Genomic DNA, 12,800 nt, shown 5'->3' with positions numbered 1-12,800 from the left:
CCGCACTCCGACACCGCCCCGCCTCTGACAGATTTCTGCGATCTGGTAGATCCACGCCATGCGTGGATGAATCTCTTTCAGATCTCGAATCAATTCGGGGTCAGATCCGTTTTCCTGCGGAAAACGGATCTGACCCCAGGCGCTATTCCGACAGATCGTAGAGATCTGTCGAAGGCGGGGTGGGTCCGCTTGCGGGGGCGTGAGCCGCATGGATGCGGCGACCGAGCCTACATGGACGTATTTTTACGGCGTCCCCCGCAAGCGGACCCACCCTGCCTACCCACAGGAAACCCGCTTCTGCTTCGGCTGTTGCTGTTGCCTTGGTTCGTAGCAGGTGCAGGGCCGCAGGCCCTGCCGACCCACCCTAATCCTCGACCGGGAAGTCCTCGATCGGCTTCAGCACATCGTAGTGCTCGCGATGCAGCTTGCCCTTCAGCTTCGGCAGCTCGGGCAACGGTGCATCCACCCGCGTATCGGGCAACCGGTCCAGCAGGTTGCGTACCAGCGTCAGCCGGCCCAGCCGCTGGTCGTTGAAATCCACCAGCGTCCACGGCGCCGCCTCGCGATGCGTCGCGCGCAGCATCGCCTCGCGGGCTTCGGTATAGGCGCTGTACTTGCTGCGCGATTTCAGGTCCACCGGGGACAGCTTCCAGCCCTTCAGCGGATCGAGGTGGCGCTCGGCGAAGCGCTTCTCCTGCTGCTCCTGGTCCACGCACAGCCAGTACTTGAACAGCAGGATGCCGTCATCCACCAGCAGCTGTTCGAACACCGGCGCCTGGCGCAGGAACTGCTGGTACTCGGTCTCGCTGCAGTAGCCCATGACCCGTTCGACGCCTGCGCGGTTGTACCAGCTGCGGTCCATCAGCACGATCTCGCCGGCGGCGGGCAAGTGCGAGGCGTAGCGCTGGAAGTACCACTGCGTGGCTTCGCGGTCGGTGGGCTTGGGCAGTGCCACCACGCGGCACTGGCGCGGGTTGAGGTGCTGGCTGATGGCCTGGATCGCGCCGCCCTTGCCCGCCGTGTCGCGCCCTTCAAACAGCACCAGCAGGCGTTGCCCGCTGTGCTGCACCCAGCGCGCCATGGCGGTCAGTTCCAGCTGCAAAGGCAGCAGCAGTTCGTCGTAGTCCTTGCGCTTGAGCTTGGCCATCGTCACACCCGCGGGGAGGAAGCCCGAGCGTAGCGCAGGGGCTGCCCAGGCGATGTCGACGCTACCTGGTCGCGCTTACCCTGCTGCGCCCGTCCAGCCGTTCTCACGTGCCAGTTGCTGCACCAACGCTGACAGATCGCGGGCAAACCCGCCCATGTCGAACAGCCCGCTGCGCTCGCGCGCCTGTGCCAGTTCAGCGCGCAACGCGGCCAGCGCCGCCGGGTCATTGCCCAGCGCGCTGGCGGTGGTGATGAACGCCGCATCGTCGGCGACATTCATCCGCGCCAGCCCCAGATGGTGGTTGAGGCTGCCGGCCACGCGCGCGGCGAACGTGTCGCCGGGGCAGGTCAGCACCGGGCAGCCGGCCCACAGCGCGTCGGACGCGGTGGTGTGGGCGTTGTACGGATGCGTGTCGAGGAACAGGTCGGCCAGCTGATAGCGGGCCAGATACTGCGGATGCGGCAGTTTGGCCATGAACACCAGCCGCGTTGGGTCCAGGCCAGCGGCCTGTGCGGCGCTGCGCAGGCGGGCGTCGGCATGGCCGGGGCCGGACAGCAGCCACAGCACGCTGCCGGGCACCGCCTGCAGCACTGCGAAGGCGCGGCCCATGCTGCGCGGGTTGAGCTTGTAGCTGTTGTTGAAGCAGCAGAACACGACGCCGTTTCCGGGCAACCCGCACTCGGCGCGGGACGGTGCCGGCTCCAGCATGCGGGTGTTGTCCGAGGGCTGGAAGGCACGCGGCAGGCGCAGCACCCGTTCGCTGTAGTGCGGCTCCAGTGAAACTGGCAAAACGAAGCTGTCGCCGATCACGGCATCCATCCACGGCGCCCCGGACGTGCCGGGGTAAGCCAGCCAGTTCAACTGCAGCGGGGCAGGGCGCATCGCCAGTACCTCCGGCGTGCCGCCGCCGCCCCATCCGCGCAGGTCGAACAGCAGGTCGATGCCCTGTGCGCGGATGCGTGCGGCGGTATCGGCATGTCGCAGGCCAGCCACATCATGCAGCTGTGCCGCTGCCTGCAGCCGCTGGCGGATGCGGCTGCCGTCATCACGATTCAACGCGAACAGATGCAGTTGCACTGCCGGGTCATGACGCAACTGCTCGAACAGGGCCACGGTCAGCAGCCCGGTGGGATGGGCGCCAAAGCCATTGGACAGGAAGCCGACCCGCAAGGGGCCGCGCCCGCGCACCTTCGTGGCGGGAAGGGGACGCACTCCCGAAGCAATCACCGCGGCGCGCGCGCGCGCGCAGGCCAGCTGTTCGGCTGCGGCGGCATCCTCGCTGAGGAACGCGAACGGTTCGACCACACCTTGGCCGCTGGCCAGTGCGCCACGCACTTGTGTGGCCAGTGCGTCCACGTCCTGCCAGTCGCACAGGCGACGCTGCCAGGCCAGGCGCTGGGCGGCGATATAGGGTTCGCCCGGCATCAGCGCATGCGCGCGGCGATAGGCCGTCGCCGCCCCTTCGGCATCATCGGCATCTTCCAGCGCATGGCCCAGCCACAACGCGATGCCCGGGTGCTGCGGGGCCAGTGCCGAAGCCTGGCCCAGCAGCTTCGCTGCATCGCCATGTGCGCCGGCCATCCAGGCCACGCGGCCCAGCCGCGCCAGCGCTTCGGGGTGGTTGGGGCGCAGTTGCAGTGCGCGTCGTGCGGCCTGCTCGCCGGCAGCGATGTCGCCGGCTTCCAGTTCCAGGTCGGCCAGCATCACCCAGGCCACGAAGTCGCCGGGCTGGCGCGCGATCGCCTGCTGCAGGTGCTGTCGCTGCTGCCAGGCCGTCATCGTGATCAGTCCGCCGACAACTGCGCCAGGGCGTCGACCTGGTGTTCGTGGCTGAGTCGCTGCAGCAGCGGGTCGAGGTCGCCGGCCAGGATGTTGGGCAGGTCGTACAGGGTCAGGCCTTCCACGCGGTGGTCGGTGATCCGGCCCTGCGGGAAGTTGTAGGTGCGGATGCGCTGGCTGCGGTCGCCGCTGCCGACCTGCAGGCGCCGCGATTCGGCCTGCGCCGCGTCCTGGCGCTGGCGTTCGGCATCGAGCAGCTGCGCCTTCAGGCGCTTCATCGCCTTGTCGCGATTGGCGTGCTGGCTGCGTTCGGTCTGGCATTCCACCACTACGCCGGTCGGCAGGTGGGTGATGCGGATCGCCGACTCGGTCTTGTTGACGTGCTGGCCACCGGCGCCGGACGAGCGGAACGTATCCACCTTCAGGTCGGCGGGGTTGATGACGATGTCATCGACTTCGTCGGCCTCCGGAATGATTGCCACGGTGGCCGCCGAGGTGTGGATGCGGCCCTGCGATTCGGTGGCCGGCACGCGCTGCACGCGGTGCGTGCCCGATTCGAACTTCAGCCGCGAGAACGCTCCCCGGCCGACCACGCGTGCCACCACCTCCTTGTAGCCGCCGTGCTCGCCCGGGCTGTCCGATTCGATCTCGACCTTCCAGCCCTGGCGCTCGGCATAGCGGGCGTACATGCGGAACAGGTCGCCAGCGAAGATCGCGGCTTCGTCGCCGCCAGTGCCGGCGCGCACTTCCAGGAACAGGTTGCCTTCGTCGCGCGGGTCGCGTGGCACCAGCAGCAATGCGAGCTCCTGCTCCAGCGCCTGCAGGCGCGCCTGCGCGGCGGCGATCTCCTCGTCGGCCAGCTCGCGCAGATCGGGATCGGCGCGCATGCCTTCGGCGGCGGCCAGGTCGGCCTTGGCACGGGCTTCATCGGCCAGTGCAGTGGCAACCGGTTCAAGTTGGGCGAATTCGCGCGAAAGGTCGCGGAAACGGGTGTTGTCGGCGACCACATCGGGTTCGGCGAGCAGGCGTTCCAGTTCTTCGCGGCGCTCGGCCAGCGCTTCCAGCTTACGGCGCAGGGTCGGCGTCATCGGGTCTCACGGGTGGGTGGCGGTAACCCGGCGTGGCCGGGAACAGGCGCTCGGCGGCGCGGGTCAGGTCGGCATCGCCACTCAGCGCGGCGGCGCGCAGTGCGGCGGTCGGCGGGTGCAGCAGGCGGTTGGTCAGGCCGTGGGCCAGCAGTTCCAGCACTTCGTCGGCGGGCTTGCCGTTGGCCAGCTGCTGGCGCGCGCGCTCCAGCAGCTCGGCACGGGTGGCTTCGCCGAACGCGCGCAGCTGCCGCAGTGGTGCCTGGTGGGCGCTGGCCTGCTGGGTCTCGATGAAGCGCGATACCTGCAGGTCGATGATCGCCTCGGCCTCGGCAGCGGCCTCGCGGCGGCCACGACGGTTGTCTTCCACCGCGCGTTCCAGGTCATCGACGGTGTAGAGGAAGGCGTCGTTGAGCGTGCCGACCTCGGCTTCGATGTCGCGCGGCACGGCCAGGTCGAACAGCAGCATCGGCTTGTGCCGGCGCGCGCGCAGGGCCTTGGCCACCATCTCGCGATGGATCACCGGCTCGCGCGCGGCGGTGGCCGAGAACACCACGTCGGCCTCGCCCAGGTGGCGGTCCAGTTCGGTCAGCGGCAGGGCCACGCCGCCATGGCGGCTGGCCAGTTCCTGCGCGTGGGCCAGGGTGCGGTTGGCGATCAGCAGCCGCCGCACCTTGCCTTCACTCAGGTGCCGTGCAGCCAGTTCGATGGTCTCGCCGGCACCGACCAGCAGCACGGTGGAATCGTCCAGCCGGGCGAACGCGTTCTGTGCCAGGCGCACGGCCGCCGAGGCCACCGACACCGGGTTGGTGCCGATCTGGGTATCGGTCCGCGCACGCTTGGCCACCGAGAAGGTCTGCTGGAACAGGCGGTCCAGGCGCTGGCCGAGCAGACCATGGTCGCGCGCGGTCGACCAGGCGTCCTTCACCTGGCCGAGGATCTGCGGTTCGCCCAGCACCATCGAGTCCAGCCCGGTGGCGACCCGGAACAGGTGGCGCACAGCCTCGGCATCGGCATGCTGGTACAGATAGCCCTGCAGGTCGCCGGCCTGGCTGCGCAGCCACTGGTCCAGCGCCTGTGCCGACTCGGCCACGGCGTACAGTTCGGTGCGGTTGCAGGTGGACAGCAGCACCGCCTCGGCAATCTGCGGGGTATCGCGCAGCGAACCGAGCGCGCGCGGCAACGCCTCACCGGCGAAGGCCGCGCGCTCGCGCAGTTCCACCGGTGCGGTCTGGTGATTCAGTCCGAGCACCCACAGGGTCATTGTTCAGTTGCTTGCGATAAGCTGCTGGCCATTGGACGACATTTTAAGGCCCCGATGCCGACGATGCCCGCATTGATTCGCATCCCCAGTGTTCTGCTGCTGTCCCTGGCCTGCAGCCAGGCCCTGGCGGCGGTGCCGGCCAAGGCCCCTGTAAGGGCCCCGGCCACTGAGGAACTGGCGCTGGAACCGGTGATGGCCGGTGAGTTCGCGCTGCAGGCCGGCAAGCTGGCCGAGGCGGCGCGCTGGTACCTGCAGGCGGCCCAGCAGACCGACGGCGACGCCGGCCTGGCCGAGCGCGCGACCCGCATTTCCATGCTCGCCAACGATGACGCCAGCGCCGCCAAGGGCCTGGCCCTGTGGCAGCAGCGCGCGCCAAGCTCGTTGACCCTGCGCAGCGCCGCCGGTGCGCTGGCCATGCGCCAGGGCGATGTGAAGGCCGCCCGCACTGAACTTCAGGCGCTGCTGGCCGACCCCGACGAGCGCGGCTGGAAGTTCGCCCTGGCCGCGCTGATCGGCGGTGGGCGCGACCCGGCGGTGCCGGCGCAGGTGCTCGGCGAGCTGGTCGATGCCAATGCAATTCCGCCGAAGATCGAGGCCTGGCAGGAGTTTGGCCGACTCGCGCTGCGCATGGAAAAGCCCGAGCTGGCGCGGCGGATGATCGATGAGGTGGTCAAGCGCTTCCCGGAAGAGCCACGTGTGGCACTGCTGCGCGCCAGCCAGTTGCAACAAGCGGGCGAGACCGACAAGGCGCTGTCGCTGCTGCACGATGTGGAGCCGAAGACGCGCCAGGACCCGGAACTGCGCAATGCGGTGGCCATCGCCTACGACAGCCTGGGGCAGCCTGCTGCGGCCGAGCGCGTGCTGGCGTTCGGCCCGCAGGACGTGCAGACCTGGGGCATGCGCGCCTCGCTGCTGGCCAAGCAGGGCGACAAGGCAGCGCTGTCCAATCTCTACAACGAACTGTCGCGGCAGGCGGCCAAGCCGGACCCGGCGCAGCGCCTGCTGCTGGGCAAGATCGCCGAGTACCTGAAGCGCTATCCGGAGGCGGTGCAGTGGTACCACAGCGTGCCCGGCGGCGATGAGCTGAGCGAAGCGCGCTTGCGCGCGGCCAATGCCCAGGCCCTGGCCGGGCGCCTGCCGCAGGCCCTGGATGAAGTGCACGCGATCCAGTCCGATGCGGTGGTCGATGACGATGTGCGTCGCGACGCCTATCTGCTGGAGGCTGAACTGCGCCAGCGCGGCGATGACAGTGCCGGCGAACTGGATGCATTGGCCCGCGGCCTGGCCGCCTACCCCGATGACAACGGCCTGCTGTACGCCCGTGCACTCGCCTGGGAGCGCCGCGACGATATCCCGCGCGCCGAGGCCGACCTGCGCAAGATCCTGGTGACCGACCCGGAAAACGTGCCGGCCCTGAATGCCTTGGGCTACACCCTGGCCGACCGTACCGGCCGCCTGCAGGAAGCGCTGGAGCTGATCGACCGCGCCCGCGTGGCCGAACCGGACAACGCCGCCATCGTCGACAGCTATGGCTGGGTGCTGTATCGCCTGGGTCGCAAGGAAGAAGCACTGGTGCAGCTGCGCCGGGCCTGGACCCTGGCCAAGGACCCGGAGATCGCTTCCCACGTTGGCGAAGTGCTCTGGGTGCTGGGCAAGCATGACGAGGCCCGCCACTTCTTCGAAGAAGCGGCCAAGCTCGATCCTGAAAACCGCGCGCTGCTGCGCGCCCGCGAGAAATTCAATCCATGAGTGTTTCCCTGATCCGGCCGCTGCTGTTGGCGGCCGTGACCCTGGCGGTGACCGCCTGTACCAGCGTGGGCACGCAGAAGACCCCGGCGCCGGCGGTGGTCGAGGTTGTTTCAGCCGAAGCGGCGCAGGCCGAGGCGGCGCGCGTGGCCGCGCTGCAGGCACAGCCGGACTGGGCTTTCCAGGGCCGGGTCGCGGTCAGCAAGGGCAAGGACGGCGGCAGCGGACGCATCGACTGGAAGCAGGAAGGACGCCGCTATGTGGTCGAGCTGAGCGCGCCGGTGACCCGGCAGAGCTGGAAGCTGGCCGGCGATACCCATTCCGAAGCCGGCCGCCTGGAAGGACTGGCCGGCGGGCCGCGTGACGGCGAGGACGCCCAGCAGCTGCTGCTGGAAGCGACCGGCTGGGACATACCGGTCAACCAGCTGCCGCAGTGGATCCGTGGCCTGGTGGCCGGCGATGCTGCCGGTCCGGAGAAGGTCGAGCGCGACGCTGACGGCCGGCCGCGTCGCATGCAGCAGATGGGCTGGCAGGTGCAGTATCTGGACTGGTACCCGGCCGAGGCCGGACGCCCGGCGCTGCCGCGCCGGATCGAGGCCAGCAATGGCGACGCCAAGGTGCGCCTGCTGGTGGACCAGTGGGGGCAGGGCGCCCCATGAGTGCCGGGCACGATGACGCGGGCTGGTCCTGGTGGCCGGCCCCGGCCAAGCTGAACCTGTTCCTGCACATCACCGGCCGCCGCGCCGACGGCTACCACGAGCTGCAGACCGTGTTCCGCCTGCTGGACTGGGGCGATCGCATTGGCCTGCGCCTGCGTGAAGACGGCCAGGTGCGCCGTGAGGGCGAGGGCCTGGCCGGCGTGGCCGAGGCTGATGACCTGGCGGTGCGTGCCGCGCGCCTGCTCCAGGAAGCGGCAAAGGTCGAGCAAGGTGCAGACATCATCGTCGAAAAGCACGTTCCCGCCGGGGGTGGGTTTGGCGGGGGGTCGTCCGACGCGGCCACGGCGCTGGTGGTGCTGAACCGGCTGTGGCGGGCGGGTCTGGATGAAGAGGCTTTGGCGGCGCTGGGCCTGCGCCTGGGCGCAGATGTGCCGGTATTCGTGCGCGGGCGCAACGCCTGGGCCGAAGGCGTGGGCGAGCGCCTGCAGCCGATCACTCTGGCCCCGGCCTGGTACGTGCTGGTCGAACCGGGCGTTCATGTTCCTACGCCAGCACTGTTTGCAGACCCGGATTTGACGCGCGACAGCCCAGTGGCGAAAATAGAGGACTTCGCTTCCGGGAACTTGGTCGGGAATGCGTTCGAACCGGTGCTGCGCCGCCGTGAGCCTGCCGTCGAGGCAGCGTTCGCCGCGTTGAGCGACATCGGCACGGCGCGGCTGACCGGTTCGGGAAGTGGTTGTTTCGTCGAGTTCGCATCGCAGTCTGCCGCAGAGCAGGGACGGTCGAAGTTGCCGAAGGAGTTGCGGGCAAGGGTGGCAGCGGGCGTAGCGCGTTCGCCACTGCTGGATGCACTCGAGCAACACTGATTTATCACTGCAGGGGCGTCGCCAAGAGGCCCAAGGCACCAGGTTTTGATCCTGGCATTCGTAGGTTCGAATCCTACCGCCCCTGCCAATAGCGGCTGTGTCCGCGCCTTCCAGCGCATCGCCCGCGCGGGACGTGGAAACAACCGCGGTGTTGTCAGCAGCAAGGGTCCATCGGGGTCCTTGCCGACTCCGGATCCCCGCCACTCGTCCCCGCCCGAGACAATCATGATGCAAGAGTCCCCGAACCTGCTGGTCTTTTCCGGCAACGCCAACAAACGTCTGGCGCAGAACATCTGCAAGGAACTGGGGGTTCGCCCGGGCAAGGCGCTGGTCTCGCACTTCTCCGATGGCGAAGTGCAGGTGGAGATCGAAGAGAACGTCCGCAAGCAGGACGTGTTCGTGATCCAGCCGACCTGCGCGCCGAGCGCGGAAAACCTGATGGAGCTGCTGGTGCTGATCGACGCGCTCAAGCGCGCATCGGTGGCCAGTGTCACCGCCGTGGTGCCGTATTTCGGCTACTCGCGCCAGGATCGCCGCATGCGCTCCTCGCGCGTGCCGATCACCGCCAAGCTGGCGGCCAAGATGTTCAGCACCGCGGGCGCTGATCGCGTGCTGACCGTCGACCTGCACGCCGACCAGATCCAGGGCTTCTTCGATATTCCGGTGGACAACGTGTACGCGTCCCCGCTGCTGCTGGCCGACATCTGGCGCGCCTACGGCACCGAGAACCTGATCGTTGTGTCGCCGGACGTGGGCGGCGTGGTCCGTGCCCGTGCGGTGGCCAAGCGCCTGGATGACGCCGACCTGGCGATCATCGACAAGCGCCGCCCGCGCGCCAACGTCTCCACCGTGATGAACATCATCGGTGACGTCGAAGGCAAGACCTGCGTGATGGTCGATGACATCGTCGACACCGCCGGCACCCTGTGCGCCGCTGCTGCTGCCCTGAAGGCGCGCGGTGCGCTCAAGGTCGCCGCCTACTGCACCCACGCGGTGCTGTCGGGCCCGGCGGTGGACAACATCACCAATTCCCAGCTCGACGAGCTGGTGGTGACCGACACCATCCCGCTGAAGGACGCGGCGCGGGTGTGCAGCAAGATCCGCCAGCTGAGCGTGGCGGAAATGCTGGCTGAAACGATGCGCCGCATCGCCTTCGGTGAGTCGGTCAGCTCGCTGTACGTCGACTGAGTTTTCGCCCCTGCCGGCAACGGCGGGGGCATACCCCGGGTGCTTCTGGTCGCGGAAGCATCTTCAACCGCCACGCCGCAGGGCGCGGCAACAACCTGAGTAGTCGAAAATGTCGAAGACCCATGAAATCAAGGTCACCAAGCGTGAACTGCAGCGTAAGGGTGCGAGCCGCCGCCTGCGTCACGCCGGTGTGATCCCGGCCATCGTGTACGGCGGCAACGCCGAGCCGGTCGCCATCAGCCTGGACCACAACGAAATCTGGCTGGCCCAGCAGAACGAGTGGTTCTATGCCTCGATCCTGGACCTGAACCTGGATGGCCAGGTGCAGAAGGTCCTGCTGCGTGACATGCAGCGCCACCCGTACAAGCAGCTGATCATGCACCTGGACTTCCAGCGCGTGAACGAGAACGAAGCCCTGACCGCTTCGGTCCCGCTGCACTTCGTCAACGAAGACACCTCGCCGGCCGGCAAGGCTGCCGACGTCGTGGTCACCCACGAACTGAAGGAAGTGACCATCACCTGCCTGCCGAAGGACCTGCCGGAGTCGATCGAAGTCGACCTGGGCGAGCTGAAGGCCGGTGACGTGGTGTACCTGTCCGACATCAAGCTGCCGAAGGGCGTGGAAATCCCGGCCCTGGCGCTGGGCAAGGACCACGACGACGCCATCGTCACCGCCAAGGCCGGCAAGGCCGACGCGGCCGACGAAGAAGCGGCTGCCGCCGAGTAATACCGCTACGGTGCCTGCCTGCGGGCAGGCACCGTACTGGAAGGAACCATGGCAGGACTGCGACTGATCGTCGGTCTGGGCAACCCCGGATCGGAACACGCCCGGACCCGGCACAATGCCGGGTTTCATTTCGTTGAGGCCCTGGCGGAGAAAGCCGGTGCGCGATGGAATGTGGACAGCAAGCTGTTCGGTGAGACCGCCAAGGTCGAGATCGCCGGGCAGACGGTGTGGCTCCTCAAGCCCGCCACCTTCATGAACCTCAGCGGCAAGTCGGTCACCGCCGCGCAGCGGTTCTGGAAGATCGAGCCGGAGGAAACCCTGCTGGCCCACGACGAACTGGACCTGCCGCCCGGCGCGGCACGGCTGAAGTTCGACGGTGGCCACGGCGGTCAGAACGGTCTGCGCGACACCATCCGCCTGCTCGGCCATGGCAAGTTCCATCGCCTGCGCGTGGGCATTGGCCACCCCGGCCACAAGGACCGCGTGGTGGGTTGGGTGCTCGGCCGCCCGTCGAAGGACGATGACGTGCTGATCGCGCGCGCCATCGACGATGCGATCGACGTGCTGCCGCTGGCGGTGCAGGGCGATTTCAACGAAGCGATGAAGCGCCTGCACACCCCGAAATAACCGGTAGGTACCGACCGTTGGCCGGTACGGAGTCAACCAGACCGGTAGGTACCGACCGTTGGTCGGTACGGAGTCAACCAGACCGGTAGGTACCGACCGTTGGTCGGTACGGAGTCAACCAGGCCGGTAGGTACCGACCGTTGGTCGGTACGGAGTCAACCAGGCCGGTAGGTACCGACCGTTGGTCGGTACGGAGTCAACCAGGCCGGTAGGTACCGACCGTTGGTCGGTACGGAGAATGATTGGAAAAGCAGCGCCCATGTCGCTGTTTCCCCAATCACTTTCACCCCAGAGAGCTGTCACCCATGGGTATCAAATGCGGCATCGTCGGCCTGCCCAACGTCGGCAAGTCGACCCTGTTCAATGCGCTGACCAAGGCGGGCATCGCCGCGGCGAACTTCCCGTTCTGCACCATCGAGCCGAACGTCGGCATCGTGCCGGTGCCGGACCCGCGCCTGAACGAGCTGGCGGGCATCATCAACCCGCAGAAGGTCATCCCGACCGCGGTCGAGTTCGTCGACATCGCCGGCCTGGTCGCCGGTGCCGCCAGCGGTGAAGGCCTGGGCAACAAGTTCCTGGCGCACATCCGCGAAGTCGATGCCATCACCCACGTGGTGCGCTGCTTCGAGCACGGTGACATCGTGCACGTCGCCGGCAAGGTCGACCCGATCTCGGACATCGAAACCATCGATACCGAGCTGGCGCTGGCCGACCTGGACAGCGTCGAGAAGGCGCTGAACCGTGCCGAGCGTGCAGCCAAGGGCGGCGACAAGGACGCAGCGGCGCGCAAGCCGGTGCTGGCCAAGCTGCAGGCGGCACTGTCCGACGGCAAGGCTGGTCGTTCGGTCGGCCTGGATGATGAAGAAAAGGCGCTGGTACGCGACCTGTTCCTGCTGACCCTGAAGCCGGTGATGTACATCGCCAACGTGCTGGAAGACGGTTTCGAGAACAACCCGCACCTGGAAGCTGTGCGCGCGCATGCCGCCGCAGAAGGCGCGCAGGTGGTGCCGGTGTCGGCCGCGATCGAGGAAGAGCTGTCCCAGCTCGACGACGAAGACCGCGATACCTTCCTGGCCGACCTGGGCCTGAGCGAGCCGGGCCTGAACCGCGTGATCAACGCGGCCTACAGCCTGCTGGGCCTGCAGACCTACTTCACCGCAGGCGTGAAGGAAGTCCGCGCGTGGACGGTGCGCAAGGGTGCCACCGCCCCGCAGGCTGCCGCGGTCATCCACACAGACTTCGAGAAGGGCTTCATCCGCGCCGAAACCATCGCGTATGACGACTTCATCAAGTACAAGGGCGAAGCCGGCGCCAAGGAAGCCGGTCGCCTGCGCCTGGAAGGCAAGGAATACCGCGTGCAGGAAGGCGACATCCTGCACTTCCGCTTCAACGTCTGATCCAGCGGCATCGGATCAACCCCGGACGCCCCGCCTCGTGCGGGGCGTTCGCGTTTCTGAATATGGATAAAAAATCACCACGCTTCGAAACGCCTGCGCTGCAATGCTCGCACCCACTTGTCCACACCAAGTTCCCATCGCTTTCCACGCCGCATGTGGAAAACCGGCGAAGCCGATGTAGAGCCGAGATCCTATGTTCGTGGTCAAGCCTGCTGGAAGCAGGCTTGACCCACTTTCAGCATGGCCGGGTCAAAGTCCCGGCCGCTCTTGAAGACGCCCCAAGCGATCCTGGCCAGCTTTCTGGCCAGGATGTTG

Annotated in this window: 11 protein-coding genes, 1 tRNA gene and 1 pseudogene; 8 read left to right on the top strand and 5 right to left on the bottom strand. The window is 67.6% G+C overall.

What is annotated here, in order from left to right; all coding sequences use genetic code 11:
• Positions 1-364: 364 nt before the first annotated feature.
• From ppk2 to hemA, 4 genes are all read right to left on the bottom strand, one after another.
• Positions 365-1,147 (bottom strand): polyphosphate kinase 2, encoded by a 783-nt coding sequence (ppk2, locus tag AC5P7R_RS20915; protein ID WP_005408184.1) that lies wholly within the window; start codon positions 1,145-1,147, stop codon positions 365-367.
• Between the two features lie 75 nt (positions 1,148-1,222).
• Positions 1,223-2,926 carry an O-linked N-acetylglucosamine transferase, SPINDLY family protein gene (locus tag AC5P7R_RS20910; RefSeq protein ID WP_207050131.1) on the bottom strand — a complete coding sequence of 568 codons (1,704 nt, stop codon included), beginning with the start codon at positions 2,924-2,926 and terminating at the stop codon, positions 1,223-1,225.
• Positions 2,927-2,931: 5 nt separating this feature from the next.
• The gene (gene prfA / locus AC5P7R_RS20905) at positions 2,932-4,014 is read right to left on the bottom strand and encodes a peptide chain release factor 1 (RefSeq protein ID WP_019661162.1); all 1,083 of its coding nucleotides are present in this window, start codon (positions 4,012-4,014) and stop codon (positions 2,932-2,934) included.
• Positions 3,992-5,275, bottom strand: a complete 1,284-nt coding sequence (gene hemA, locus AC5P7R_RS20900) for a glutamyl-tRNA reductase (RefSeq protein ID WP_021202249.1) — start codon at positions 5,273-5,275, stop codon at positions 3,992-3,994. Before hemA ends, prfA begins: the two co-directional genes overlap by 23 nt.
• Positions 5,276-5,338: 63 nt before the next feature.
• Between hemA and AC5P7R_RS20895 the strand changes: the two genes are divergently transcribed.
• The 8 genes from AC5P7R_RS20895 to ychF all read left to right on the top strand — a co-directional run bounded on the left by AC5P7R_RS20895 (position 5,339) and on the right by ychF (position 12,485).
• Positions 5,339-7,024, top strand: coding sequence for a tetratricopeptide repeat protein (locus AC5P7R_RS20895; protein WP_026347150.1), 1,686 nt, complete (start codon positions 5,339-5,341; stop codon positions 7,022-7,024).
• Complete coding sequence (gene lolB / locus AC5P7R_RS20890) at positions 7,021-7,680, top strand: lipoprotein insertase outer membrane protein LolB (protein WP_019661165.1); 660 nt, start codon at positions 7,021-7,023, stop codon at positions 7,678-7,680. Before AC5P7R_RS20895 ends, lolB begins: the two co-directional genes overlap by 4 nt.
• Positions 7,677-8,546 (top strand): 4-(cytidine 5'-diphospho)-2-C-methyl-D-erythritol kinase, encoded by an 870-nt coding sequence (gene ispE, locus AC5P7R_RS20885; RefSeq protein ID WP_134730145.1) that lies wholly within the window; start codon positions 7,677-7,679, stop codon positions 8,544-8,546. The genes lolB and ispE overlap by 4 nt, the downstream gene beginning before the upstream one ends.
• 11 nt (positions 8,547-8,557) lie before the next feature.
• Positions 8,558-8,634, top strand: a tRNA-Gln gene (locus tag AC5P7R_RS20880).
• Positions 8,635-8,774: 140 nt separating this feature from the next.
• Positions 8,775-9,734 carry a ribose-phosphate diphosphokinase gene (locus AC5P7R_RS20875; protein ID WP_005415400.1) on the top strand — a complete coding sequence of 320 codons (960 nt, stop codon included), beginning with the start codon at positions 8,775-8,777 and terminating at the stop codon, positions 9,732-9,734.
• Positions 9,735-9,843: 109 nt separating this feature from the next.
• Entirely contained in the window at positions 9,844-10,461 is a 618-nt protein-coding gene (locus tag AC5P7R_RS20870) for a 50S ribosomal protein L25/general stress protein Ctc (protein ID WP_005415401.1), read from the top strand.
• 48 nt (positions 10,462-10,509) lie between these two features.
• Positions 10,510-11,088, top strand: a complete 579-nt coding sequence (pth, locus tag AC5P7R_RS20865) for an aminoacyl-tRNA hydrolase (protein ID WP_019661167.1) — start codon at positions 10,510-10,512, stop codon at positions 11,086-11,088.
• A 305-nt stretch (positions 11,089-11,393) separates the two neighbouring features.
• Positions 11,394-12,485, top strand: a complete 1,092-nt coding sequence (gene ychF, locus AC5P7R_RS20860; RefSeq protein ID WP_057502606.1) for a redox-regulated ATPase YchF — start codon at positions 11,394-11,396, stop codon at positions 12,483-12,485.
• Positions 12,486-12,688: 203 nt separating this feature from the next.
• On the opposite strand, the pseudogene AC5P7R_RS20855 reads toward ychF, so the two are convergent.
• Positions 12,689-12,800 (bottom strand): annotated as a pseudogene (locus AC5P7R_RS20855) (IS110 family transposase); the annotation flags it as partial.

The organism is Stenotrophomonas sp. YJH_SMC_27 (assembly GCF_059369815.1).
This window is presented reverse-complemented; position numbering and strand designations above follow the sequence as displayed.